The organism is Allobosea sp. GW821-FHT09G06, assembly GCF_059416005.1.
On record NZ_JBWKOI010000001.1, the window covers coordinates 1854300 to 1878130 of the forward strand.

Here is a 23831-nt window from a genome sequence, read left to right on the forward strand (position 1 = left end):
TCAGGCCTTCAGGCGGGCGACTGCGGCTGCTGCGGTGCGGCCTGCCAGCGTCGCGCCGCCGACCGTCATGGCGCCGCCGCCCGCCGTCGCCTCGCCGGCGATGAAGAGGCGGTTGCCGATCGGCTGGGCGAGGGCGTCGCGCGCCGCCTCGTGGCCGGGGTCGCAGATCGAATAGGAGCCGCGGGCGAAGGGATCGGTCCACCAGGCCGGGAAGGAGACCTCCTTCACCCCCTTGCGGAAATCGGCGCCGACCATCTTCACCAGCAGGTCGACGAGGTGAGCACGGGCCTCGTCGGTGCCGGCCTCGGAGAGCTTGCGGGCATAGTCGCCGCCGCAATAGCCGATGACGATGTCCTGGCCGCCCGGGAACATGTCGAGATTCATCAGGCGTTCCGGCGCCGCCGCTTCGAGGAAGCTCGTGCCCGGTGCGATACCGAAGCGGTCACCCTCGACCTTGAGCGCGATCTTGGTCAGCGCGCCCATATGCAGGCCACCGAGGGCATCGCGCGTTGCCGCAGGCAGTTCCGGGATGAAGCGGATGGCGCCGGCCTTCAGCACGCCGACCGGCACCGTGACGATGCAGGCATTGGCCCGCAACGTCCCGGAGCGGGTGGTGACGGTGACGCCCGGGCCGTCCCAGCGGATCGCCTCGACCGGCTCGTTCAGGCGGATATCGAGTCCGGTGGCCGAGCGCGCAACGAGATTGCCGTAGCCGGAGGGCACGATGAGATCCTCCCCCGACCACAGGCGCTGGTAGTCGCGGGCGGAGATCCGGCTCGATTCCTCGCCGATCGAGAGCAGCAGGCCGGATGCGGCGACGGGCGCCAGCTCCGGCCCGAGATCGCCCAGCAATTCGGCGATCGACATGTCGCGCTGGGTGAGATCGACCGTCTCCAGCCGGCGGTCGATCTGGCCGAATGCACTCCGGCGGCGGTTGCGTTCCGGCTCGGCCATGGGCCGGCCATCGGCGAAGACCTTGAAGCCGCTGCCCCAGGATTCGGCTGGGGTTGCGATGCCGAGGTCGCGAGCGATCTGGACCCAGGGGTTGCGCTCGGCCCAGTGGATGAACATCGCGCCGGCATCATAGGCGGCGCCAAGCGAGGCGTCTGTGAAGGCGCGCCCACCGGTGCGGCCACGCGCTTCGAGCACGACGGCCTGCCGCCCGGCGGCGCGCAAGGCATGAGCGGCGGCAATGCCGGCCGCTCCGGCGCCGATCACCACGACATCGGCATCCGTCGCGGCGGCTGCCCGGCCGGCAACGGCAAAGCTCGCGGCCATGGCGCCTGTTCCCGTCAAGATCGTCCGGCGGTCGAGCATCTCTGAAGTCCCGTGCTGCCCCGCATGTTGGAGCCTTGCCATCGCATTGCAACGGGAAGCTGGCGAGCGGGAGGCAGGCCGCGATCACGAGATCGGGAGCCTCACGGGATGGTGAGGCGGGGTTGCGAGGGCCAGCTTAGAACGATGCGATCCAATATTATTCTTTAGAGAAATTCTACTATTGTGATCTTCCTGCATCGGAAGATGTCCTTCGCGTGGCAGCCAATTGACAGTTATCGAGTCGCTCCATATCCGAATATTGTCTTATCGGGGTGGATAAGACCTTGTTTGTATTAATTTAAAACTGTGAAGCGCGGCGGCTCCGGCCCGTAGCGTTCAGAAGGACGGGTCAAGGCCATGGGGACGTATTCCGGCACATTGCGCGAAGGCGTCGCGCTCGGCGCTTTGATGGTGGTGCTGCTGGCTTCGCCTGCGATCGCGCAGCAGCAAGGCCGGACCCGCATCGCGCCTGCGGCGCAGGCTTCGGAAGGTCCCGTCGTTCTCGACCAGATCAACGTGCAGGGCGAGGGCATCCCGGGGGGCGCGCTGCTCAACGGTCCGACGACGACGCGCACGACGCGGGCGGAACTCGACCGCCAGCAGGTGCAGAGCCTGACCGATCTCGCCAACCGGGTCGAGGCGGGCATCACCTTCAACCGGCAGAACAATTCGCTGAACATCCGCGGCCTCGACGGCGCGCGCGTGCTGACGACGGTCGACGGCATCCGCCAGCCCTTCCTGATCGATACGCGCGTCAATCGCGGCGGCAGCGCGGCCTTCGATTTCGACTCGCTGTCGACGCTGGACCTGCTGCGCGGCGGCAGCGGCGGCGCCACGCTCGGCAATGGTGCGCTCGGTGGCGCGCTCGCGGTCCGCACGCTCGACCCGGAGGACCTGATCAAGGCCGGCCGCTCCTACGGCGCGCTGGCCAAGACCGGCTATGACAGCACGGACCGGGCCTGGTTCGGCAGCGCGGCCGTGGCGGCGCGCATGGGCAACACCTCCGTGCTGCTGCAGGGCGGCTTCCGCGACGGCCACGAGATCGACAGCAAGGGCAACATCAAGACGGTCGGCGTCACCCGCACGGCGCCGAGCCCGAGCGACTTCAACCAGTACAACCTGCTCGGCAAGATCTATCACACCATCGACGGGGTGCATCGCTTCGGCCTGACCGGCGAGCTCTTCAAGCGCGCCGAGCGGACCCAGACCCTCACCGGCACCGGCGTCTCGCTGACCGGCAACTTCCGCCCCGGCAACTATGTCACCGGCGAGGATACCGAGCGCAACCGCATCTCGCTCTCCTATGACTACAAGCAGCCCGGCGGCTTCTTCGACGAGGCGCATGCCACGCTCTACTGGCAGCGCCTGGTCCGCAACGACATCGTCCACGCCTATCGCTTCACCAGCATCGTCGGCCCCCATATTCGCGACAACGAGAATGAGGAGAACGCCTACGGCTTCAACGGCTATGTGGTGAAGAACTTCCAGACCGGCGTGCTGTCGCACCGCGTGACGCTGGGCACGGAGCTGCGTGCCTCGTCGCTCAAGCAGTATTCCTCGGGCCTCGACAACTGCCCGGCGCGCCCGGCCTCGGGACGTTTCCTGGCGCCGTTCACGACCTGCAACAACCTGCACACCAACCAGGCTGACCAGCCCGATGTCGACGGCAAGCTGTTCGGCCTTTACGTGCATGACGAGATCGGCCTGCTCGACAACCGCCTGCGCATCACGCCTGGCGTGCGTTTCGACTGGTACGAGGAGAAGCCGCAGCAGACGCCGGCCTATTCGATGGGCGGTTCGCAGCCCGTCGGCCTGCCGCCGTCGTCGAGCGACTCGGCCTGGTCGCCGCGCCTGCGGCTCGAATACGACATCCTGAAGAACGCGCCCTGGGTGAAGGACGTCACCGTCTTCGCGCAATGGGCCAAGACGTTCCGCGCGCCGACGGCCAACGAGCTCTACGGCCGCTTCGGCGGGCCGGGCACCTATCTGCGCGCCGGCAATCCCACGCTGCGTCCGGAAAAGGGCAATGGCGTCGATGTCGGCGTCCGCTTCGGCGACAGACAGCTCGGCGGCTCGATCGCTTATTTCTACACGAACTACGACAATTTCATCGAGAGCTATCAGGTTGCCCCGGCCGGCGGGCTCTATCCGCAGGGTGGCGAATTCGGCTTCCGGAACATCCCCAAGGCCGAGATTCAGGGCATCGAGATCAACGGTCAGTACGCTTTCGCGCAGAACTGGCTGGTGCGTGGTTCGTTCGCCTATACCCGCGGCCGCAACAAGACGGATGACGTCTTCCTGAACTCGATCCCGCCGGTGCAGGGCATCGTCGCGGTCGCCTATGGCACCGATCGCTGGGGTGCCGAGGTCTCGGCCAAGCTCGCCGCCGCGCGTGACGACGTCGCCGCGACGACCGGCACCAATGCCGGCTTCAAGGCGCCGGGCTATGCGGTGTTCAACGCCTCGGCCTGGTGGCGCCCCGCGCCGCAGATCGCCGACCTTGAATTGCAGGTCGGCGTCTACAATATCTTCGATCGCAAGTATTTCGACGCGGTCAACGTCCCGACCGGCGCTCTGACCCAGGCCCGCGACTACTACAGCGAGCCGGGCCGCACCGTGAAGGCGACGCTGAAGTACCAGTTCTGACCGGGCGTTTCGAGACCCCCCGACCAGACGAGCCGGCCCTTCGGGGCCGGCTTTTTTTTATCCTTCGGCGCCGTCCGCCTCATCCGCTTGCCGCGCCAGGAGCCGGGCCTTCTTCGGTCCCTCGACCAGCGACTTGAAGACGCCGCGCAGCGTGCGGGCCTCCTGCTCGGTCATGTCAAGGCGGTGCAGGATGTCGCGCAGGTTCGCCGTCATCACCGGCTTCTTGCCGGCCGGGAAGAAGCCGCAGGTGTCGAGCTCGGCTTCGAGATAGTCGAACATCGACAGGATCATCTCGCGCTTGGCCGGCGGCGAGGGATTGTTCTCGCGGAAGGGCGGCTCGCCACCCGTCGTCTTGAACCATTCATAGCCGTTGAGCAGCACGGCCTGGGCGAGGTTCAGCGAGGCGAAGGCGGGATTGACCGGGAAGGTCAGGATCGCGTCGGCGAGGCTGATCTCCTCGTTGGTGAGGCCGATGCGCTCGCGCCCGAACAGGATGCCGACGCGCTCGCCGGAGCCGATGCGGCCGGCGACCTCGGGCATGGCTTCGGCGGGGGTCAGCACGCGCTTCATCTGGCCGCGCTCGCGGGCCGTCGTCGCCAGCACGTGGTTGAGGTCGGCGATCGCCTCGGCGGCGGTATCGAAGAGCCGGGCGTTCTCCAGGATATGCGTCGCGCCGGAGGCCGCTGCCGTCGCGCCTTTCTTGAGGCCCCCGCCGCTCGGCCAGCCGTCGCGCGGGGCGACGAGGCGCATCTCGGAGAGGCCGAAATTCGCCATGGCGCGGGCGCACATACCGATATTCTCGGCGAGCTGGGGCTCGACCAGGATGACGATGGGGGCAGGGGCCTGGACGGCTGGGCGGGTGCGGTCGGTGCCGGAACCGGTCATGGGACAGTCGCTTCGTCTGATCTTCTGCGCAGCACCCAAACGGGCTGCCGCGGGAGGCCATACGTCAAGCCGGTTCTCATGGCGAGCCCGGCGAGGCCGCGAGAGCCACGGACGCAGCATTGCCCGAGAGCTGCCGAGAGCTGGTTTGTCAACTTTTGTTGACGGTGGCGCGCTCGTCAACTAAGGTTGACGGATGGATGATCTGCGCAACATCGCCATCCCGACCGATCCCGAGGAAGCTTTGGCGGCCGTCGTCGCCTTGCGCCGCCTGGCGGATCGGATCGAGCGCGGGGCCGTGCGGTCGGCCCTGCAGCAAGGCTGGCCGTGGTCGCGGATCGCCCTGGCCCTCGGGGTCACCAAGCAAGCCGCCCATAAAAGGCTTTCGGATGTGGTGGCGGATGACCGCTCCACTTAGGGAGAATCGATGTTCGAACGCATCAGATCGAAGCTTGGCGACATGGGTACGATCAAGCGCCTCTGCGAGCGGGCTGAAGCCCATGCCCTGCACGACCAGCAGCGGGAGCCGGGGGCAGAGCATTTCCTGCTGGCTGCGCTCGACCTTCCGGATGGCACGGCCCGCCTCGCCTTCGAGCGCGCGGGGGCCGAGCCTGACGCCCTGAAAGCCGCGATCGAACGGCAATATGGCGATGCCCTTCTCTCGATCGGCCTGACGGTGGACGCGCCGCCCGATATGCCGGTTTCGGCCCATGCCAGCGCCTATCATGCCGCGCCGTCCGGGCAGGTCGTGATGCAAGAGCTGGCGGAAGCCCGAAGAGATCACGCGCCCCTGCTCGGCGCTCACGTCGTCAGCATCGTCGCCGCCATGCCGCAGGGCGTGGCGCCGCGGGCGCTGCGTGCCCTCGGCGTCGATTCCGCCGTTCTGAAATCGAGCGCCGACGCGATCGTCGGGAAGAGCGGCCTATGAACGCGTCGCTGCCCATGCGTTGTCGCACGGGCAGTCCCCAAGCCGGCCATAGTGCCGGCTGATCGTCCGATCGAATTAAGCTGCCGCCTTCTCCACCGCACGCAGCACGCGCAGCATGTTGCCGCCGGCGAGCTTGGTCAGGTTCTCTTCCGACCAGCCGCGGCGGATCAGTTCGGCGATCACCGACGGGAAGGTCGTGGTGTCCTCCAGTCCGTCCGGGTTGACCCAGCCGAAGAAGTCCGAGCCGATGCCGACATGGTCGTGGCCGATGCGCTTGGCGAGATACTCGACATGGTCGCAGTATTCGGGAAGCGTCGCCTTCGGGCGCGGGCCAGATTTGCGCTCGATCTCGGCCTCCGTCTTGGCGTCCATGCCTTCCAGCGCCTTGCCGTACTGGTCCTTGGTCGGGCGGTGCCAGTCGCGCGAGGCCTGGCTGATGAAATCCGGCACGAAGGTCGCCATCACGACACCGCCATTGCCGGCGACGCGATCGAGCACGTCGTCGGGGACGTTGCGCGGATGGTCGCAGAGCGTGAAGGCGTTGGAGTGCGACCAGACCAGCGGGGCGCTGGAGACGTCGAGCGCGTCATGCATCACCTTCGGCGCGACATGGGCGAGGTCGATGACCATGCCGAGCTTGTTCATCCGGCGCAGCACGTCCTTGCCGAAGCCGGTCAGGCCGTTATGGCGCGGGGCGTCGGTGGCGGAATCGCACCAGTCGGTGGTGTTGTTGTGGCAGAGCGTCATCAGGCGCACGCCGAGATCGTAATAGGCGTCGAGCGAGTCGAGCTCGCCATCGACCGCCGAGCCGTTCTCGATGGTCATGAACAGGGCGATGCGCCCCTCGGCCTTGGCAGCCTCGACATCGGCGGCGGAGAGGCCGGGGCGGAAGACATCCGCGTGACGCTTGAGGATGTCGCGCATCAGCGCGATCTGGGCGAGCGCGAAGCCAGCGGGATTGGCCTGTTTCGGCGGGACATAGGCCGCGAAGAACTGCGCCGCCATCTTGCCGGCCTGCATGCGCGGGATGTCGGTGTCGCCCTCGGCATGGACCTTGTCGAGGCCGTAGGTCGCGACATCGCCCTTCGCCTTCGCATCCTTGCGGATGACATAGGGCAGGTCGTTATGGCCGTCGATCAGCGGGACGCGGTCGAGCAGGGCGAGCGCGGCGGCGTAGGCATTGTCCTGGACGGGCGGTTTGGCGAGGGCCATGGCGGGGTCTCGGTCGGGAATCGGGAGCCGGATCGTGGCAGGGAGTGCGCCGGGAGGCGAGGGGGCGGGACGCAGGGGCGCCATGACGGCGAGGCGCCGGTGCCGGGTGTCATACCGCACTTGCCCAGGTGTCATCCCGCACGCGCTGCGGCACGAAGTGCTGCTGCGCAGATGCGGGATCGTCCGACGAGAAGGCGCCTCTTCCGGGTGACGGTCCCGTGTCTGCGCAGCAGCGTTTCACGCTGCAGCGCGCACGGGATGACAGGTGCCCTTCAGCAGGCGGCGCCTCAGACGAACCGCGCGGGCGCGAACGGCGTCGGGTCCACGAAGACCTTCTGGCCGGTCACCATTTCCGCGATCATCCGGCCGGTGACGGCGGCGAGCGTCAGGCCGTGATGGGCGTGGCCGAAGGAGAACCACAAACCCTTGTGCTTTGGCGCCGGGCCGATGATCGGCATCATGTCCGGCGTGCAGGGGCGGCGGCCGAGCCAGGGCTCTGCATCGACGCGCTCGCCGAGCGGGAAGAGCTGCTTGGCGATCGGCTCGGCACGGGCCAGCTGGACCGGGGTCTTCGGCGCATCGCGGTCGGCGAATTCGGCGCCGGTGGTCAGGCGGATGCCCTGCAGCATCGGGGCGAGGAAATAGCCGCGCTCGGTGTCGAGCACCGGATGGTTGAGCACGGCGTTGCCCTGCGGCTTGTAATGCATGTGATAGCCACGCTTGACCGCGAGCGGCAGACGGTAACCCAGCTTGTTGCTGAGCACGTCGGCCCAGGGGCCAAGCGCAACGACGACATCCTTGGCCTCGGCCGTGGTGCCGTCGGCGAGGGTGACGGTCCAGCCGGCGCCGTTCTGCTGGAGCGTGCCGGCATCGCCGATGGCGAGCTTGCCGCCGAGCTTCTCGAACAGCGCGACATAAGCCTTCGACAGCCCGAGCGGGTCGACGACGGTGGTCGGGTCGGTCCAGTGCAGGCCGCCGATCAGGCTGCCATGGTCGAGATGCGGCTCCTCGGCCTTGAGTGTCGCCATATCGAGCGCCCGGTAGTTCAGGCCGAATTCGCTGTTCCAGCGGGCGGCCTCCGCGAGGCGGGTGTCGCGCTCCTTCTCGGTGCGGAACACCTTCATCCAGCCGTCGCGACGCAGCAGGTTCGTGGCACCGGCCTCCTGGGCGAGCGCGTCATGCTCGGTCACGCAATGCTCGATCAGCGTCGCGTATTTATGGGCGATCGCCTGATGCTGCGAGGCGCGCGAATGCATCCAGTAGGAAAACAGGAAGGGGGCGAGCTTCGGGATCGCGCTCCAGTGATAATGCGCGTCGATGGTGTTGTTCATCGCGTAGCGGATCAGCGCACCGAAATCATGCGGGAAGCCGTAGGGGTAGACGCCCTCGCGCTGGATCAGGCCGGCATTGCCGTAGCTGGTTTCCTCGCCGGGAGCACGGCGGTCGACCAGCAAGGTGGCGCGCCCGGCCTTCTGGAGATGAAGCGCGACCGAAATGCCGACGATACCGGCGCCGAGAACGATCGTATCCACCTTCATGACCTGCTCCTGCCAGCCCCTTTTCCCGCAAGGATACCGGTTTGCGCCGGCTTGTCAGCGGCACGACCGGATTTTGCGCGGAACAGCCTAATCTTTCGCAATTTCTGCGCCAGTTTTCCGGATTGTCCGGTCATGGGCTGCAATCGCCGAAAGAGTGCGCAATTTTATGCCGGCGCAGGATTGGCTTGCGTCTGCGGCAGGTGACGCTGCGCGCGCCTTCAGCCAGTGTGCGTCTGTTTCGCGAACGATTCCAGAGCCCGGCCGATGCATCCCGCTGCCTTCATCGCTGCCGCGCTCGCGTGGCTCGGCCGTCATGGCACGCAAGGCTTCGCGCTCTCAATCTTCCTCGGGCTCGCGCTGCCGCAATTCTCGGCGATGGCGCGGCCGGCGCTGCCGATCACGATCTTCTGTTTCACCACGGTCGTGTTCATGCGGCTCGACATGAGCGTGACGCTCGGGCTGCTGCGGCGCCCGGCCAAGCTCGCCGCGAGCTGCGCCTGGCTGATCGCCGGGCCGGTGCTGCTGATCGGCGGGGCGCTCCTGCTGGTCGGGCGCGAGAACCTCGATCCCGGCATCGTGCTCGGGCTCGCCATCATGGGCGCGGCGCCGCCGATCATGTCCTCGCCGGCGGTCGCGATCCTCTACGGCTTCGAGCCTTCGCTGATCATCGCCAGCGTGATCCTGACCACGATCGTGAGCCCGATCGTCGCGCCGATCCTCGTCGAATTGCTCGCAGGGGCGGCGGTGCCGCTCGACCGCTGGGCGCTGACGCTGCGCCTCCTGATCTTCATCGGCGGCGGCATGGCGGTGGCCTCCGCGATCCGGCTCTGGCTGGGGCTCGCGCGCATCAAGGCGATGAAGGCCAATCTCGATGGCTTCGGCGTGCTGATGTATTTCATCTTCGCGATCGCGGCGATGGACGGCGTGACCCAGGCTGCGCTCGACAATCCCAGGCTCGTGCTGTTCGTCCTCGGGTGCGTCTTCGCGGTCTCTGCAGCTGGATTGGCGTCGAGCTGGCTGGTGCTGCGGCTGCTGCCGGCCTCCGAGCGCTTCATGATCGGCTACGGCACGGGACAGCGGAACATGGGGCTGCTCGTCGCGGCGCTGGGGGCTGGCGTCTCGCCGACGACCTTCCTCTATTTCGCGCTGGCGCAGTTCCCGATCTACCTGCTGCCCTGGCTGCTCGGCGGCATCGCAGCGCGGATTCGGCGCCGGGAGGCTGCTGACGGGCGTTGACGCAGCGGCTTGCGAGGCTTTCCCCGTCGCAGGAGAGCCGCGCCATGATCACCCTCTATTCCGGGCCGTTGAGCCTGTTCTCACGCAAGGTCGAGATCGCGCTGACCGAGAAGGGCCTCGCCTTCCAGCGCATCATGGTGCCGTTCAACCAGACGACCGGCTACGATCCGCGGCATCCCGAGGTGCTGGCGCTCAACCCGAAGCGGCAGGTGCCGATCCTGACCGATTGCGGGCTCGTCCTCTACGATTCCACCGTGATCAACGAATATCTCGACGAGGCCTATCCCGAGCCGAAGCTGATGCCGGATACGCCGGTCGAGCGAGCGCGTTGCCGGCTCGACGAGCTCTATGGCGACGAGATCCTGTTCCAGGCGCTGAAGCCCTTGATGTACCGCACGGAGCCGCCCTCGCCGGATCGCGACCGCCGCATCGCGCAGGAGGCGGATGCGCTGATCGCCGAGGAGGGGCTGCTGCGCCATTACGACGTGCTGGAGCAGAAGCTGGCGGGGCGTCCGTTCTTCGGCAGCCGGCTTTCGGTGGCGGATATCGCGATCTTCATGAGCATGCTCTTCATCCGCCGCCTCGGTGGGCCGTCGCTCGACGGCTATCCCGGGTTGGCGGAGTGGTATACGCGCCTGAAGCTGCGTCCGTCTTTCGCGCAGGTGGTGGCGGAGACGGCGGAAGCGGACCGCAGGCTGTCCGTGCCTGTGGCCCAGCGGCAGCAGCGGAGCGCCTGAACATCGAGGCCGTCATTCTCGGGCGGAGCGAAGCGCAGACCCGAGAATCTCTTGCAGGAGGAGGTATCGGAGCCCCCGTGTCATGAGATGCTCGGGTCAAGCCCGAGCATGACGAGGTTGTATTGGCCCGGTTTCGCGATTGCGGCAGGCGGCTCGGGGCGTTAAACCCCCGGCCATGACCAGCCCCATCCGTATCGCCCCCTCGATCCTCTCGGCCGATTTCGCCAAGCTCGGCGAGGAGGTGCGCGCGATCGACGCTGCTGGCGCCGACTGGATTCATTGCGACGTGATGGACGGGCATTTCGTGCCGAACATCACCTTCGGCCCCGATGTGCTGAAGGCGATCCGCCCGCACACCAGCAAGTTCTTCGACGTGCACCTGATGATCGCGCCCGTCGACCCCTACATCGAAGCCTTCGCCAAGGCCGGGGCCGACCTGATCTCCTTCCATGTCGAGGCGGGCCCGCATCCGCACCGCACGCTGCAGGCGATCAAGGCGCAGGGCAAGCAAGCCGGCATCGTGCTCAATCCCGGCACGCCGGCAAGCGCGGCCGAAGCCCTGATCGAGGATGTCGATCTCATCCTTCTGATGACCGTCAATCCCGGCTTCGGCGGGCAGAGCTTCATCCGCTCTGTGGTCGAGAAGGTCGCGCAGGTGAAGGCATTGATCGGCGACCGGCCGATTTCCATCGAGATCGACGGCGGGGTGACGCCCGAGACCGCGCCGCTGGTCGTCAAGGCCGGCGCCGATACGCTGGTCGCGGGCTCGGCCGTGTTCAAGGGCGGGCCTTCGGCCTATGCCGGCAATATCGAAGCGATCCGCAAGGCGGCCGAGGCTGCGCGCGGGTCGTGGGTTTGAGCTTTTTTTGACTGGAGATAGCGGCCGTCATCCCGGCCGTAGCGAAGCGGAGTGCCGGGATCCATCATAGGGCGCCGAGCCCTATGATGGATCCCGGAGCGACCTGCGGTCGTCCGGGATGACGGCGCGCATTGTGTGAAAGGCTTGCGATGATCCCGCGCTATTCCCGCCCCGAGATGGTCGCCATCTGGGAGCCGCAGACCCGCTTCCGCATCTGGTTCGAGATCGAGGCGCATGCGACCGACAAGCTCGCCGAGCTCGGCGTCGTGCCGAAGGAAGCGGCTGCGACGATCTGGGCCAAGGCCAAGGATGCCGTCTTCGACGTCGAGCGCATCGACGAGATCGAGCGCGTCACCAAGCACGACGTCATCGCCTTCCTGACGCATCTCGCCGAGATCGTCGGGCCGGAAGCGCGCTTCGTCCACCAGGGCATGACCTCGTCGGACATTCTCGACACCACGCTTTCGGTTCAGCTCGCGCGCGCCACCGATATCCTGATCGCCGATGTCGATGCGCTGCTCGCCGCGATCAAGCGCCGCGCCTTCGAGCACAAGCTCACCCCGACCATCGGCCGCTCGCACGGCATCCATGCCGAGCCGGTGACTTTCGGGCTGAAGCTCGCGCAGGCCTATGCCGAGTTCGACCGCTGCCGCGCCCGCCTCGTGGCGGCCCGCGCGGAAATCGCGACCTGCGCGATCTCGGGCGCCGTCGGCACCTTCGCCAATATCGACCCGAGCGTGGAAGAGTATGTCGCCGAGAAGATGGGCCTCACCGTCGAGCCGGTCTCGACGCAGGTGATCCCGCGCGACCGGCACGCGATGTATTTCGCGACGCTCGGCGTCGTCGCCTCCTGCATCGAGCGCCTCTCGACCGAGATCCGCCACCTGCAGCGCACCGAGGTCTACGAGGCCGAGGAGTATTTCTCGCCGGGCCAGAAGGGCTCCTCGGCGATGCCGCACAAGCGCAATCCGGTGCTGACCGAGAACCTGACGGGCCTGTCTCGCCTCGTGCGCGGCATGGTCACGCCGGCGCTGGAGAACGTGGCGCTCTGGCACGAGCGCGACATCTCGCACTCGTCCGTCGAGCGCATGATCGGCCCCGACGCCACCGTGACGCTCGATTTCGCGCTGGCGCGTCTCACGGGCGTCGTCGACAAGCTGCTGGTCTACCCGCAGAACATGCGCAAGAACCTCGACCGGCTCGGCGGCCTGCACAATTCGCAGCGCGTTCTGCTGGCCCTGACCCAGGCCGGCGCCAGCCGCGAGGACAGCTATTCCATGGTCCAGCGCAACGCGATGCGCACCTGGGAGCATGGCGAGGACTTCCTGACCAACCTGATGGCCGACAAGGACGTCGCCGAGAAGCTCTCCGCTTCCGAACTCAAGGCGATGTTCGACGAGGGCTATCACTTCAAGCATGTCGACACGATCTTCCGCCGGGTGTTCGGGGACGCTTGAACCCATTGGTGGGGCGACCTACTTTGATGGCCGGTTCGTCATCCCGCACGCGCTGCAGCACGCAAGTGCTGCTGCGCAGATGCGGGACCGCATGACGGAAAGGCGCTTCTTCGTAAGACGGTCCCGTGTCTGCGCAGCAGCGTTTCACGCTGCAACGCGCACGGGAAGACAGCTCTACACTGACCCATCATGAAATCCTCCGACGTCGATATCCTCATCATCCCCGGCTGGTCGGGCTCCGGCCCCGACCATTGGCAGAGCCGCTGGGAAACCCGCCTGAAGACGGCGCGCCGCGTCGAGCAGGCGGATTGGTACAAGCCCTCCCGTCATGTCTGGGCCGATGAGATCGTGAAGGCCGTGCGCTCAGCCACGCGCCCCGTCGTGCTGGTCGCGCATTCGGCCGGCTGCAGCGCCGTCGCCTTCGCCGCCGAGCATCTGCACCCCGGCGAGGTCGCCGGCGCCTTCCTGGTCGCGCCTGCCTCCGAGAAGGCCAAGGGCGCGGTGCCCGGCATGGGGCCGGACTTCATCGCGCATCGCCGCGAGACGCTGCCGTTCCCGTCGGTGCTGATCGGCAGCGCGACCGACCCCTATTGCACGCAGGACGAGGCGAAGGCGCTTGCTGAGGCCTGGGGTTCGGAATTCGTCGATGCCGGCGATAGCGGCCATCTCAACAGCGAATCCGGGCATGGCCCCTGGCCTGACGGGCTTCTGCGTTTCGCAGGCTTTCTCAAGAGCTTGAGCGTGGTTCCGCAGACATTGAGTCAATAGGCGGGCCGTCGGTCGGACTTGTTGCCGGGGGCGTGCGTGACGGGAATCAACGTTCAGGATCGGCAGATCGAAACCAGCCGAGGCGAGCTATTCGCCCGGACTTGGGAAAGCGGCGGCAATCCAGCAGCGACGCCGATCCTGCTGTTTCACGATTCCCTCGGCAGCGTGGAGCTGTGGCGCAGTTTTCCCGAGAAGCTCGCCATGGCTACTGGCCGGCGCGTCATCGCCTATGACCGGCTCGGCTTCGGGCGCTCGGACTCGTTTCCCGGCAGGCTCGCGATGGATTTCGTGCGGGAGGAGGCGCGCCGGATCGTCCCGCTCCTTCAGCAGCAGATCGGGTTCTCGGCCTTCATCACCTGCGGCCACAGCGTCGGCGGCGGGATGGCGGTCGAAACGGCGGCGCATCTCCGCGATGATTGCGCCGGGCTGATCACGATGGGCGCACAGGCGCTCGTCGATGACCGCATCCGCGATGGGATCAGGGTGGCGCAGGCCGAATTCGCCAAGCCCGAGAACCTCGCGCGGCTCGGCCGATATCATCGCGATCCCGCCTGGGTCGTCTCGGCCTGGACCGAGACCTGGCTCGATCCGGCCTTCGCCGCTTTTTCGCTGGATGACGCGCTCGAGCAGGTCCGATGCCCGGTTCTGGCTGTTCATGGGCAGGATGACGAATACGGCTCCGCCGACCATGCCAGACGTATCGCAGTCGGGCGGGGAGAGGCGGCGATCCTCGATGGTATCGGCCATGTCCCGCATCGCGAGGACCCGGACAGGCTGGTCAGCCTGCTCGATGGGTTCATTCGTGACGTCGTCGCGGTCCGCACATAGCCGCTTGTCTCCGCGCTTTCGCGGCGTGGAAATTGGGGCGGAACAACCGAAAATTCTTCTCGTTATCTCCCGAACCAGAACTGGAGCGTCTTATGCCGCAAGCGCAACGACGACCGGACGGAGACGGCGACGAGGATGACGACCGTGCCGCTGCCCTGGCAAGAGCCAGCGACCATCTGATCGAAGCCCGGCGCGAAACCGATCGCGCTCAGGCGTCGAGCCTGCGCCTCTTCGTCAACATGGCGCTCGTCGAAGCAGCTACCCTGTTGGGCCGCTTCGGTGGCCGCGGGGGAGGCCGCCATTGAAGGCGTTGCTGCCGCGGGCTTGAACGGGAAAGCCTCGACAAAAGCCCAATAAAAAAGCCCGCTCCGGATGATCCGAAGCGGGCTCTTTCATTCAGGAGGCTGGATCAGCCGCCGAGATCAATTCTCGACATAGGTGATCTTGCCGTCCGCACCCTTCTTCCAGGTGTAGACGGTGTAGTCCGGACGGGTGATGTCGCCCTTCTTGTCGAAGCCGATATCGCCGATCACGGTCTTGACCGGCTGGCCGCCATGCAGCGCCGCAGCGATCTTCTTCGGATCGGTCGAGTTCGCGCGCTTGGCGCCTTCGGCCATGATCTGGACGGCGGCGTAGCTGTAGAGCGTGTAGGCTTCCGGCTTGAAGTTCTTGGAAGCGAACTTCTGGACGACGGCAGCCGCCTCCGGACGCTTCTGCGGGTCCGGCGGGAAGGTCATCAGGGTGCCTTCGACGCCGGGGCCGCCGATGGTGGCGAACTCGTCGGTGGTGATGCCGTCACCCGAGACGAGGACCGTCTTCAGGCCCTGGTCGCGCATCTGGCGCACGATCAGGCCGCCTTCGGTGTGCAGGCCACCCCAGTAGAGGTAGTCGGCGCCGGAGGCCTTGATCTTCGAGACGAGAGCCGAGAAGTCCTTCTCGCCGGCGTTGATGCCTTCGTAGAGCACTTCCTTGACGCCGCCGGCGTTGAGACCCTTCTTGGTCTCGTCGGCGAGGCCCTGGCCATAGGTCGTCTTGTCGTGGACGACGGCGATCTTCTTGTCCTTGAAGTTCTTCAGGAGATAGGCCGAGGCGACGCTGCCCTGCTGATCGTCACGGCCGCAGGTGCGGAAGGTGTTCCACAGGCCGCGCTCGGTGATCTTCGGGTTGGTGGCCGAAGGCGAGATCATCAGGATGCCGTTTTCGGCATACACCTCGGAGGCCGGCATGGTGACGCCGGAGTTGAAGTGGCCGAGCACCCATTTCACGCCGTCGCCGACGAACTTGTTGGCGACCGAGACGCCCTGCTTCGGATCGGAGACGTCGTCACCGACGGTCACCGTGATCTTCTGGCCGAGGACGCCGCCGGCGGCGTTGATGTCCTCGACGGCCTGCTCGGCGCCATTCTTGAGCTGCGCGCCGAAAGCCGCGTTCGGGCCGGTGATCGGGCCGCCGACGCCGAGCTTGATCTGTGCGTTGGCCACGCCGGAGAAGGCGAGGACCGCGCCGAGCGCAATGCCGCCCAACAGCAGTTTCTTCATGTGATGCAACTCCCCTGTATGATTGACAACGGGCTGGACGGTCCACCCGTCTCGGTGCGTTCTCGTCACCCTAAGCGTCAGTCTTGCGCTTTTTCAGGGGTCTGTCACGCACCAAGCTCGCGAGCTCCTTCAGAGCAATTCCGGTCGTATTTCGGCGCCCGCGCGGGGCTTCCAGCCAAAGGGGCCGGCGCGCTCGAACAGCCAGTGATATTGCCGCGTCATCTGCTTGGCGCGGGTGTAGCGCCAGCCGGCATAGCCGAAGCCGATGAGCAGGATGGTGTCGACGATGTAGTAGTGCAGCGTCAGCAGCGTCGCCTGGAACAGGGCGAAATGGATGAAGCGCACGAACAGGCCGAGCACCAGCATGTAGACGAAAAGCTGCCAGTTCGGCCGCCAGGTCAGGGCGATCGCGCGGCCGGCCATCCAGGCGAGCCAGCCGCCCATGACGACGGTCACCAGCAGGAAGAGCCAGATCGTCGGTTCTTCGTAGAGGATGCCCTGCATCTCGTGCTCCCCGCTTCAAGCGGCTTTGGAAGCGGCTGACATCACCACAGCGATGGCATGGGTGGCGTGCGGCCGTCTCTCATCAAAAAGTTGCAGCGGAGGAGAGATGATCCTCCGCCGTCTCATGTCAGTGCCGGCCGCCTTCGAGATAGGCGGCGCGCACCTGCGGGTTGGCGAGCAGTTCCTTGCCCGTGCCGCTCATCGTGATGACGCCGTTGACCATCACGTAGCCGCGATGGGCGAGCTTCAGCGCGTGGAAGGCGTTCTGCTCGACCAGGAAGACGGTCAACCCTTGCGTCTTGTTGAGCTCGCGGATCGCCTCGAAGATCTGCTTCACGATCAGCGGCGCGAGGCCCAGAGAGGGCTCGTCCAGCAGCAGGAGCTTGGGGCGTGCCATCAGGGCGCGCGCGATCGCGACCATTTGCTGCTCGCCGCCCGAGAGCGTGCCGCCGCGCTGCTGCAGGCGCTCCTTGATGCGCGGGAAGAGCACGCAGATCTTCTCGAGATCCTCGTCGAAATTCTCGAAATTGCGGACGGAGGCGCCCATCTGCAGGTTCTCGAACACCGTCATGCGCGGGAAGATGCGTCTTCCTTCCGGGGATTGAGCAATCCCCAGGCGCGCGATCTCGTGGCTCGGCATGCGCGTGATGTCGCGGCCCTCATAGGTGACCGAGCCTTCGCGGGCCTGCGGATTGCCGAAGATGGTCATCATCAGCGTGGATTTGCCGGCGCCGTTGGCGCCGATCATGGTGACGATCTCGCCGGGATTGACGTCGATATCGACGCCCTTCAGCGCGATGATCTTGCCGTAATAGGTCTTGACGCCGCGGACGGCCAGAAGAGGCTGAGCTTGAGTCACGAGATGCCGACCTCCGCTTCGACCTCTTCGACCTCCTCGTCATCGACGCCGAGATAGGCGGCGATGACCTTCGGGTCGGCCTGTACTTCGGCCGGCGTGCCGTCGGCGATCTTGGTGCCGTAATCGAGGACCACGACATGGTCCGAGATTTCCATGACGACCGACATGTCGTGCTCGATCAGCAGCAGCGCCGTGCCGAGGTCCTTGCGGATCGAGAGCAGCAGCGTGTTGAGGTCGAGGCTCTCGCGCGGGTTGAGGCCCGCGGCCGGCTCGTCGAGGCAGAGCAGGACCGGGTCGGTGCACATCGCGCGCGCGATCTCCAGCCGGCGCTGATCGCCATAGGGCAGATCGGCGGCGGGGTCGTCGGCGCGATGGGTCAGGTTGATCTTGTCGAGCCAGAACTTGGCCTTCTCGATCGCCTCCTTCTCGCGCGCCTTGTAGCCGCCGATGCCGAGCACGCCGAGGAAGGTGAAGCCGGAGGCCGCCATCAGCGGGTTGTGCTGGGCGACGAGCAGGTTCTCCAGCACCGTCATGCCGCCGAAGAGGCGGATGTTCTGGAAGGTGCGGGCGACCTTGGCTTTCCAGGAGATGCGGAAATCCGGCATGCGCTCGAGCAGATAGCTCGAGCCGTCGTCATGGTTGAGCGAGACCATGCCCTGCGTCGGCTTGTAGAAGCCGGTGATGCAGTTGAAGACCGTGGTCTTGCCGGCGCCGTTGGGGCCGATCAGCGCGGTGATGTCGCCCTTGCGGGCCTGGAAGGACAGCGCGTTGACGGCGGTGAGGCCGCCGAAGCGCATGGTGACCTGCTCGACCTCCAGCAGGGCGCGGCCCTGCGGCGTCAATTGGGGAGCGTTCGTGGCCATCAGCCGTGCCCCTCCTGGACGAGATCGGAGGAGATCGCCTTCTTCTCCTTGAGGAAGGCGGTGGGCTCGCGGGTCGAGATCAGGCCGCGCGGCTTCCAGATCATGATCACCACCATGGCGAAGCCGAAGATCAGCATGCGGTACTTCGTCGGGTCGAAGTCGTTGCCGAAGATCTGCTTCATCCATTCGAGCTCGCGCAGGAGCTCGGTTCCGCCGATCATCGCGATCGCCGCGATGGCACAGCCCCAGAGCGAGCCCATGCCGCCGAGCACGACGATGGCGAGAATGACCGCCGATTCCATGAAGACGAAGGATTCAGGCGAGATGAAGCCCTGCCGCGCCGAGAAGAAGGCGCCGGCGAAGCCGCCGAACATGGCGCCGATCGAGAAGGCGGTGAGCTTGGTGTTGGTGGTGTTGATGCCGAGCGAGCGGCAGGCGATCTCGTCCTCGCGCAGGGCTTCCCAGGCGCGCCCGACGGGCAGGCGGCGCAGGCGCAGCGTGACGACGGCGGTCAGCAGTGCGAGGCAGAGGATGAGGTAGTAGAGGAAGATCGTTCGGTAGATCGGTGAGAATTCCAGCCCGAAGACGGCGGCGAAGCCATTATCCGCCGCCGTGAAGGGGATGCCGAAGAAGGTCGGGCGCGGGATGCCGGAGATGCCGGCATAGCCGTTCGAGAACTCGGTCCAGTTGATCAGGACGAGGCGGATGATCTCGCCGAAGGCCAGCGTCACGATGGCAAGATAGTCGCCGCGCAGGCGCAACACCGGGAAGCCGAGCAGCATGCCCCAGAAGGCGGCGAGGATGCCGGCCAGCGGCAGCAGCAGCCAGAAGGACAAGCCGAAATTCTTGGCCAGGAGCGCGTAGGAATAGGCGCCGACGGCGTAGAAGGCGACATAGCCGAGATCGAGCAGGCCGGCGAGACCGACGACGATGTTCAGGCCCCAGCCGAGCATGACGTAGATCAGGATCTGGACGCCGAAATTGTCGATCCATTTCAGGGCGCCGCCCCAGCCGGCGAGCCCGATCGCGATCACCGGGAAGGTGACGAGGAAGCCGAGCCCGAACAGCGAGAAGATGCGGGAATGGCGCTGGAAGAAGGCGACGGTGCCGTGCGGCAGGATGCGCACCGTGGCCTTGCCCTCCTGCTGGCCCTGCTTGCGCAGCGCGACCAGGAAGCGGCCGACGAAGACGATGGCGACGGCCCAGGCGACGGCATCCCAGCGCGGGTCGAGCACCAGGACGTTGTCCAGGTTCTGGCGCGTGCCCCAGGCGATGATCGGGATGCAGAGGCCGAGCGTGACGAGGGCGGCGAAGCCGGCCTCCTTGAAGGCCGCCTTCAGGTCGCGGCCGGGAACGGCCGGGTTTGCGGTCGGGTTGTTCGCCATGGCGTCAGACCTTCTCGACTTCCGGCCGCCCGAGCAGGCCGGAGGGCATGAAGACCAGCACGATCGCCAGGATCGTGAAGGCGGCGACGTCCTTGTAGTCGATGGTGAAATAGGCCGACCACATCACCTCGATCAGGCCGATCAGCAGGCCGCCGATGACCGCACCGGGCAAGGAGCCGATGCCGCCGAGCACCGCGGCCGTGAAGGCCTTGACGCCGGGCGTGAAGCCGTCGGCGAAGTTCACGACGCCGTAGAGCACGAGGTACATCACGCCGGCCACCGCCGCGAGCGCCGCGCCCATGATGAAGGTGATCGAGATCGTGCGGTCGACATCGATGCCGAGGAGGGCCGCCATCTTGCGATCCTGCTCGCAGGCACGCTGGGCCCGGCCGAGCGGCGTCTTCTGCACGATGTACCAGAAGGCCGCGAGCAGCACCGCCGTCGTCAGGATGATGACGATCTGCTTGTAGGAGATCTGGACCGAATAGGTCGTGCTCTCGATCAGGGTGATCGACTTGTTGAGCAGCGGCGGGATCGACTTGTTGCGCGGGCCCTGCACGACCTGCACGAAGTTCATCAGGAAGATCGACATGCCGATCGCCGAGATCAGGGGCGCGAGGCGGAAGGAGCCGCGCAGCGGCCGGTAAGCCACCCGCTCGATCGTCCAGTTCCACAGCGAGGTGAAGAACATCGCCAGCCCCAGCACCACGACCAGCGCCAGCATGACCATGCCGGCGCCGGTGCCGACCACCGCGGTGATCAGCATGAAGAAGATCAGCGCGATGAAGGCGGAGAGCATGAAAATGTCGCCGTGGGCGAAGTTCACCATGCCGATGATGCCGAACACCATCGTGTAGCCGATGGCGATGAGACCGTAGATCGATCCCAGTGTCAGCCCGTTGATGAGCTGCTGCAGGAAGACTTCCATGAAAAACGCCGACCCCTCGAACCAGCTCCCGTTCTCGTCACCGGCATGACACCGGCGCATGCGGGATGCGATTTCTATGCAGAGCTACCAACGGCTCGTGCCGGGGACAATCGCTCCGCGCCAAATTTCTGTCAAAAGCAATTACGAACCAAACGGCGCGAAAATGTGCAGAATACTCTGCGGGGTGGCGGGCATTCTGCGCATGATGATTGCGTGGCGAGCTGGGAAAACTTGAGCGAACGGCATTTCCTGCCATCGCGGCGACAGCGGCCTGTCATGCGCTTGCAGGCGGATCATCCGAAAGACGAATACGAAAAGCTGATCGTCGGATTGGAAAAATGCATGGACCGGCACCGCGTCGCGTCGGGCCTCTGCAGTGCCGGCGAGGGCTGTCGTGCGGCTGCCGCCGTCACGGCAACGTGAGTTCCTTGAGGGCGTCGGGCTGCTTCACCTCGATCTCGACGAAGGCGATCGGGTGGTCGGAACCGTTCATGACGTCGTGGCGGATGCCGGCCGGGCGCATATAGGCCTGGCCCTGCGCCAACGGCACGTCGGTGACATCGGTGCCGTTATGGATGCGCAGCGTGCCCGCCACGAGCATCACGACGAAATAGGGCCAGCCATGCTCGTGCCAGCCGGTCACGGCGCCGGGCTCGAAATCCCAGCGGGTGATCCGGATCGTCGCGTCGTCCTGCTGGACGGTGGGCGTGGCGGGAATCGTGCAGGTGAAGGCCATCGGAATCTCCTCGATCGGACGCCGCGCGCCGGCATCGGATCAGGCTCCGGCCCGGCCGCTGGCAGCCGATATCGGTCGAGCGTGAGCGATCGCCTTCGCGAGATCAAGCCACCGGGCGCGGCCCCCGGTTGCGCCGGGCCGTTAGCGGATGGAGAGGGGCTGCCGCTATACCCGGCGCCATGCCTCGGCCTGCGGTGGCTGGCGCCGGCAGCCCTGAATCTCTACATGGACAGCTGTTCCGCCGGATGCGGGACAGTGAACCGATCGAGCCGATGACGAAGACCGTCCACCCTCTGCCGCCGCTGGACCACCCGGAGCCCCATGTCTTCCGCGATGCCATGGCGCAGGTCGCGAGCGCCGTGCATGTGGTGACCACCGACGGGCCGGGCGGGCGCATCGGGCTGACCGCGACAGCCATCGCTTCCGTTTCCGATTCGCCGCCGACCGTGCTCGCCTGCATCGCGCGGGGCAGCCGTACGCTGGCCGCGATCGAGGCGAGCGGGGCGTTCTGCATCAACACCTTGCCGGAGCAGCTTGTCGAACTCGCCGAAATCTTCGCCAGCCGGCGGGGTGTCGAGGGCGAGGCGCGCTTCGCGACCGCTCGCTGGGGAACACTCGCCACCGGGGCGCCGATCCTGCTCGACGCGATCTCGGCCTTCGATTGCCGGCTGGTCGCGACGCATGACGTCGCCAGCCACCGCATCGTGATCGGCGAGGTCGTCGGCCTCGGCGGCGCGGGGCGCGGGGCGGGGCTGATCTATCGGCATCGCCGCTTCAGCGCGGTCTAGAACGCGCTTTCCGCCTCAAACGACGGTGATCAGCCCTTCTGCCGAGATCGCGATTCCGCGGTCGGCGAGTCCCTTCTGATCGGCAGCCGGCAAGCGAAAGGCTGGTGGCGTCGGCCAGCCCATCTCGCGGGCGACGACGAGGCCGAGCAGGAGGATGGCGTCCGGCGTATCCATCAGGAGCGCAGCCGGCGCCTTGCCGGCATGGACCAGCTCCAGCAGCACGGCCGAGGCCGAGGACGAGCCGATCGTGCCGGGCAAGGCGAGGATGCGGCCGGCGATGTTCCGGCCACGCTCGGGATGGCGGGCATCGATGATCGCGCCGCTCGCCGGATCGACGCCGCCCCAGAAGCTGATCGGGGCGGTGAGGGCCAGGCAAGCGCCGGTGACGGCGTCGCCAGGCAGGAGGATTTCCGCCTTCAGCTCCATACGCGGCTTTCCCTGACGAGCCGGCCGGCAATGGCGCTCTCGACGCATTCCGAGAGCGAGCCATAGGTCACGGCGTAGCCGGTATTGCCCGGCGCGTAATGGGCGAACTTGCCGGAATTGGTCATCAGCACCGCGCCTTCCAGCTCGGGCAGAATCGGGGTGACGACGACGCAGGTATCGACCACGAAGACCACGCCCGCCGCTTCCAGCGCTGCGCGCCGGCCTTGCGCTTCAAGCGGGCCAATGACATGGCGGCCGGTATTGGCGTAGAGCGGCACCCTCAGCCGGCGCCCGGCCATGAGGCCTTCGAGTTCGTCGATCTCGGCCAGCGAGAGATGCGGCGAGCCGATGGCGACGGCATCGACGCGGTCGGTCGGCCCGGCCGTCGAGAGGCGGGCGAGGGCGGTGGCGATATCGTTCGGCGTCAGGGTGATCGTCTCGCGTGGTGCAATACCACCCAGAGCGGTCGCAGCGTCCGGAGCCTCGGGCGTCACGCCCGCGACATGAAACAGCCCGACGCCGCCGGCCGAGGCTGCCGCCGCGCCGAGTGCCTTGAGCCGATCCTCACTGGTGCAGCCCTGCAGGCCCTCGATGACCGCGACGTCGCTGCCGGCCCGGCGGCCGAGGATCGTGCCGAGCACGGGATAGAACACGTCGGAGGAGCGGAGTTCGCGGGAGAGGCTGCCGACATCAATCAGCAGGGTCGCGACCCGCTTCTCGGGGCGGTGCAGGCCGTAATCCGGCGCGCGGCCGGCGATGGCGCAGGCGATGTCGAGGAAATCGCCATAGCGGTTGGTCCGGGCGCCGAGCACGGAATTGCAGAACACGACCGCGTTGGATTCGCCCCAGGCGACGTCGCTGCCCTGCACCGGGCGGTGGCCGGCCTGATAGGGCGCGCAGGTCCAGCTCGGCTCGCAGCCCATCGCCTCATAGGCGCGCATCATGCGGCGGGCCATGTCGCGCTCATGCGGCGGCAAACGGATCGCGGCGCAGCCGGCGGGGGCGAGCGAGCCGACATTCAGGCTGGCGCGCACGCCGACGCGCGCGCCGCCTGCGACCAGCTTCTCGGCGAAGAGCGTGCCGGAATCGCCATGGTAGAGCGCGCCGTCGATATGGGCGGAAGCGACCGGGATCAGGCGCGGCGCGCCCATCAGGCGAGCGGCCTCGGCCACGATCCGCATCGCCATGGCCGCGCCTTCGCCGGCGCTGCCGCCGGCAATCGCGCGTTCGTCTTGGGTGAGTTCCAGCATCGGTTCTCCCGGATGGGCGCGAGCTCCATGCCGGGCGCCTCTTGTGCAGGCGGGGGCTTTGCGACCATGGATAGGGAACTGGATAACCTTCGAACCGCGCCGGCCGCAATCGTCCGTGTCGCGGTGACCTGATGCAGGAGACACGC

At 66.6% G+C, this 23831-nt stretch carries 25 protein-coding genes; 12 read left to right on the top strand and 13 right to left on the bottom strand.

The window, feature by feature from the left end:
* Complete coding sequence (locus AC07NY_RS09135) at positions 1-1278, bottom strand: flavin monoamine oxidase family protein (protein ID WP_494583377.1); 1278 nt, start codon at positions 1276-1278, stop codon at positions 1-3.
* A 396-nt stretch (positions 1279-1674) separates the two neighbouring features.
* On the opposite strand from AC07NY_RS09135, the gene AC07NY_RS09140 reads away from it, so the two are divergent.
* Entirely contained in the window at positions 1675-3963 is a 2289-nt protein-coding gene (locus tag AC07NY_RS09140; RefSeq protein WP_494583379.1) for a TonB-dependent hemoglobin/transferrin/lactoferrin family receptor, read from the top strand.
* Between the two features lie 57 nt (positions 3964-4020).
* On the opposite strand, the gene AC07NY_RS09145 is transcribed toward AC07NY_RS09140, so the two are convergent.
* Positions 4021-4848 carry an RNA methyltransferase gene (locus tag AC07NY_RS09145; RefSeq protein WP_494583381.1) on the bottom strand — a complete coding sequence of 276 codons (828 nt, stop codon included), beginning with the start codon at positions 4846-4848 and terminating at the stop codon, positions 4021-4023.
* Between the two features lie 193 nt (positions 4849-5041).
* Here AC07NY_RS09145 and AC07NY_RS09150 point away from each other — a divergent pair, with 193 nt between their 5' ends.
* Both AC07NY_RS09150 and AC07NY_RS09155 read left to right on the top strand, forming a co-directional pair.
* Positions 5042-5263 (top strand): hypothetical protein, encoded by a 222-nt coding sequence (locus tag AC07NY_RS09150; protein ID WP_492287324.1) that lies wholly within the window; start codon positions 5042-5044, stop codon positions 5261-5263.
* 9 nt (positions 5264-5272) lie between these two features.
* Positions 5273-5773 (top strand): Clp protease N-terminal domain-containing protein, encoded by a 501-nt coding sequence (locus AC07NY_RS09155; protein ID WP_494583383.1) that lies wholly within the window; start codon positions 5273-5275, stop codon positions 5771-5773.
* A 75-nt stretch (positions 5774-5848) separates the two neighbouring features.
* Here the strand turns inward: AC07NY_RS09155 and AC07NY_RS09160 are convergent, their stop codons facing one another.
* Positions 5849-6985 (bottom strand): dipeptidase, encoded by a 1137-nt coding sequence (locus AC07NY_RS09160; RefSeq protein WP_494583385.1) that lies wholly within the window; start codon positions 6983-6985, stop codon positions 5849-5851.
* Positions 6986-7272: 287 nt separating this feature from the next.
* Positions 7273-8523 carry an NAD(P)/FAD-dependent oxidoreductase gene (locus AC07NY_RS09165; RefSeq protein WP_494583387.1) on the bottom strand — a complete coding sequence of 417 codons (1251 nt, stop codon included), beginning with the start codon at positions 8521-8523 and terminating at the stop codon, positions 7273-7275.
* Positions 8524-8787: 264 nt separating this feature from the next.
* Here AC07NY_RS09165 and AC07NY_RS09170 point away from each other — a divergent pair, with 264 nt between their 5' ends.
* The 7 genes from AC07NY_RS09170 (at position 8788) to AC07NY_RS09200 (ending at position 14713) form a co-directional block, all read left to right on the top strand.
* Positions 8788-9759, top strand: coding sequence for a hypothetical protein (locus AC07NY_RS09170; protein ID WP_494583388.1), 972 nt, complete (start codon positions 8788-8790; stop codon positions 9757-9759).
* Between the two features lie 44 nt (positions 9760-9803).
* The gene (locus AC07NY_RS09175; RefSeq protein WP_494583390.1) at positions 9804-10496 is read left to right on the top strand and encodes a glutathione S-transferase family protein; all 693 of its coding nucleotides are present in this window, start codon (positions 9804-9806) and stop codon (positions 10494-10496) included.
* 175 nt (positions 10497-10671) lie between these two features.
* A complete protein-coding gene (rpe, locus tag AC07NY_RS09180; protein WP_494583391.1) occupies positions 10672-11355 on the top strand; it encodes a ribulose-phosphate 3-epimerase in 684 nt (227 codons plus the stop codon).
* 149 nt (positions 11356-11504) lie between these two features.
* The gene (gene purB, locus AC07NY_RS09185) at positions 11505-12812 is read left to right on the top strand and encodes an adenylosuccinate lyase (protein ID WP_494583393.1); all 1308 of its coding nucleotides are present in this window, start codon (positions 11505-11507) and stop codon (positions 12810-12812) included.
* A gap of 189 nt (positions 12813-13001) precedes the next feature.
* On the top strand, positions 13002-13580 hold the full coding sequence (locus AC07NY_RS09190) for an RBBP9/YdeN family alpha/beta hydrolase (RefSeq protein ID WP_494583394.1): 579 nt from the start codon (positions 13002-13004) through the stop codon (positions 13578-13580).
* Positions 13581-13616: 36 nt separating this feature from the next.
* Positions 13617-14408, top strand: a complete 792-nt coding sequence (locus AC07NY_RS09195) for an alpha/beta fold hydrolase (protein WP_494583396.1) — start codon at positions 13617-13619, stop codon at positions 14406-14408.
* Positions 14409-14440: 32 nt separating this feature from the next.
* Positions 14441-14713: a hypothetical protein gene (locus AC07NY_RS09200; RefSeq protein ID WP_494583398.1), complete on the top strand. Its 273-nt coding sequence runs from the start codon at positions 14441-14443 to the stop codon at positions 14711-14713.
* A 117-nt stretch (positions 14714-14830) separates the two neighbouring features.
* On the opposite strand, the gene AC07NY_RS09205 is transcribed toward AC07NY_RS09200, so the two are convergent.
* The 6 genes from AC07NY_RS09205 to AC07NY_RS09230 all read right to left on the bottom strand — a co-directional run bounded on the left by AC07NY_RS09205 (position 14831) and on the right by AC07NY_RS09230 (position 20485).
* The gene (locus tag AC07NY_RS09205; protein ID WP_492287335.1) at positions 14831-15946 is read right to left on the bottom strand and encodes a branched-chain amino acid ABC transporter substrate-binding protein; all 1116 of its coding nucleotides are present in this window, start codon (positions 15944-15946) and stop codon (positions 14831-14833) included.
* A gap of 129 nt (positions 15947-16075) precedes the next feature.
* Positions 16076-16450, bottom strand: a complete 375-nt coding sequence (locus AC07NY_RS09210; RefSeq protein WP_494583400.1) for a DUF6867 family protein — start codon at positions 16448-16450, stop codon at positions 16076-16078.
* Between the two features lie 127 nt (positions 16451-16577).
* Positions 16578-17309 carry an ABC transporter ATP-binding protein gene (locus AC07NY_RS09215; protein ID WP_492287337.1) on the bottom strand — a complete coding sequence of 244 codons (732 nt, stop codon included), beginning with the start codon at positions 17307-17309 and terminating at the stop codon, positions 16578-16580.
* Positions 17306-18106, bottom strand: coding sequence for an ABC transporter ATP-binding protein (locus tag AC07NY_RS09220; RefSeq protein ID WP_494583711.1), 801 nt, complete (start codon positions 18104-18106; stop codon positions 17306-17308). Before AC07NY_RS09220 ends, AC07NY_RS09215 begins: the two co-directional genes overlap by 4 nt.
* A gap of 65 nt (positions 18107-18171) precedes the next feature.
* Entirely contained in the window at positions 18172-19557 is a 1386-nt protein-coding gene (gene livM, locus AC07NY_RS09225; RefSeq protein ID WP_494583402.1) for a high-affinity branched-chain amino acid ABC transporter permease LivM, read from the bottom strand.
* Positions 19558-19561: 4 nt separating this feature from the next.
* Entirely contained in the window at positions 19562-20485 is a 924-nt protein-coding gene (locus AC07NY_RS09230) for an ABC transporter permease subunit (RefSeq protein WP_492287339.1), read from the bottom strand.
* Positions 20486-20698: 213 nt separating this feature from the next.
* Here AC07NY_RS09230 and AC07NY_RS09235 point away from each other — a divergent pair, with 213 nt between their 5' ends.
* Positions 20699-20908, top strand: a complete 210-nt coding sequence (locus tag AC07NY_RS09235) for a hypothetical protein (RefSeq protein WP_494583404.1) — start codon at positions 20699-20701, stop codon at positions 20906-20908.
* On the opposite strand, the gene AC07NY_RS09240 is transcribed toward AC07NY_RS09235, so the two are convergent.
* Positions 20895-21221, bottom strand: coding sequence for a cupin domain-containing protein (locus tag AC07NY_RS09240; RefSeq protein ID WP_492287341.1), 327 nt, complete (start codon positions 21219-21221; stop codon positions 20895-20897). The two genes, AC07NY_RS09235 and AC07NY_RS09240, sit on opposite strands and share 14 nt — an antisense overlap.
* A 272-nt stretch (positions 21222-21493) precedes the next feature.
* On the opposite strand from AC07NY_RS09240, the gene AC07NY_RS09245 reads away from it, so the two are divergent.
* Positions 21494-22009 (top strand): flavin reductase family protein, encoded by a 516-nt coding sequence (locus tag AC07NY_RS09245; RefSeq protein WP_492287342.1) that lies wholly within the window; start codon positions 21494-21496, stop codon positions 22007-22009.
* Positions 22010-22024: 15 nt separating this feature from the next.
* Here AC07NY_RS09245 and AC07NY_RS09250 read toward each other — a convergent pair whose 3' ends face one another.
* Positions 22025-22435 (bottom strand): aconitase X swivel domain-containing protein, encoded by a 411-nt coding sequence (locus tag AC07NY_RS09250; RefSeq protein ID WP_494583406.1) that lies wholly within the window; start codon positions 22433-22435, stop codon positions 22025-22027.
* Entirely contained in the window at positions 22426-23685 is a 1260-nt protein-coding gene (locus tag AC07NY_RS09255; RefSeq protein ID WP_494583408.1) for an aconitase X, read from the bottom strand. Before AC07NY_RS09255 ends, AC07NY_RS09250 begins: the two co-directional genes overlap by 10 nt.
* Between the last annotated feature and the right edge of the window lie 146 nt (positions 23686-23831).

Bases quoted from the DNA above. Each gene is read 5' to 3' on its own strand.
- AC07NY_RS09240 (WP_492287341.1), bottom strand. From the start codon at position 21,221: ATGGCCTTCACCTGCACGATTCCCGCCACGCCCACCGTCCAGCAGGAC.
- AC07NY_RS09155 (WP_494583383.1), top strand. From the start codon at position 5,273: ATGTTCGAACGCATCAGATCGAAGCTTGGCGACATGGGTACGATCAAG.
- purB (WP_494583393.1), top strand. From the start codon at position 11,505: ATGATCCCGCGCTATTCCCGCCCCGAGATGGTCGCCATCTGGGAGCCG.
- AC07NY_RS09230 (WP_492287339.1), bottom strand. From the start codon at position 20,485: ATGGAAGTCTTCCTGCAGCAGCTCATCAACGGGCTGACACTGGGATCG.
- AC07NY_RS09140 (WP_494583379.1), top strand. From the start codon at position 1,675: ATGGGGACGTATTCCGGCACATTGCGCGAAGGCGTCGCGCTCGGCGCT.
- AC07NY_RS09250 (WP_494583406.1), bottom strand. From the start codon at position 22,435: ATGGAGCTGAAGGCGGAAATCCTCCTGCCTGGCGACGCCGTCACCGGC.
- AC07NY_RS09170 (WP_494583388.1), top strand. From the start codon at position 8,788: ATGCATCCCGCTGCCTTCATCGCTGCCGCGCTCGCGTGGCTCGGCCGT.
- rpe (WP_494583391.1), top strand. From the start codon at position 10,672: ATGACCAGCCCCATCCGTATCGCCCCCTCGATCCTCTCGGCCGATTTC.
- AC07NY_RS09145 (WP_494583381.1), bottom strand. From the start codon at position 4,848: ATGACCGGTTCCGGCACCGACCGCACCCGCCCAGCCGTCCAGGCCCCT.
- AC07NY_RS09210 (WP_494583400.1), bottom strand. From the start codon at position 16,450: ATGCAGGGCATCCTCTACGAAGAACCGACGATCTGGCTCTTCCTGCTG.
- AC07NY_RS09150 (WP_492287324.1), top strand. From the start codon at position 5,042: ATGGATGATCTGCGCAACATCGCCATCCCGACCGATCCCGAGGAAGCT.
- livM (WP_494583402.1), bottom strand. From the start codon at position 19,557: ATGGCGAACAACCCGACCGCAAACCCGGCCGTTCCCGGCCGCGACCTG.
- AC07NY_RS09165 (WP_494583387.1), bottom strand. From the start codon at position 8,523: ATGAAGGTGGATACGATCGTTCTCGGCGCCGGTATCGTCGGCATTTCG.
- AC07NY_RS09175 (WP_494583390.1), top strand. From the start codon at position 9,804: ATGATCACCCTCTATTCCGGGCCGTTGAGCCTGTTCTCACGCAAGGTC.
- AC07NY_RS09220 (WP_494583711.1), bottom strand. From the start codon at position 18,106: ATGCGCTTCGGCGGCCTCACCGCCGTCAACGCGCTGTCCTTCCAGGCC.
- AC07NY_RS09135 (WP_494583377.1), bottom strand. From the start codon at position 1,278: ATGGCCGCGAGCTTTGCCGTTGCCGGCCGGGCAGCCGCCGCGACGGAT.
- AC07NY_RS09190 (WP_494583394.1), top strand. From the start codon at position 13,002: ATGAAATCCTCCGACGTCGATATCCTCATCATCCCCGGCTGGTCGGGC.
- AC07NY_RS09245 (WP_492287342.1), top strand. From the start codon at position 21,494: ATGACGAAGACCGTCCACCCTCTGCCGCCGCTGGACCACCCGGAGCCC.
- AC07NY_RS09160 (WP_494583385.1), bottom strand. From the start codon at position 6,985: ATGGCCCTCGCCAAACCGCCCGTCCAGGACAATGCCTACGCCGCCGCG.
- AC07NY_RS09205 (WP_492287335.1), bottom strand. From the start codon at position 15,946: ATGAAGAAACTGCTGTTGGGCGGCATTGCGCTCGGCGCGGTCCTCGCC.
- AC07NY_RS09255 (WP_494583408.1), bottom strand. From the start codon at position 23,685: ATGCTGGAACTCACCCAAGACGAACGCGCGATTGCCGGCGGCAGCGCC.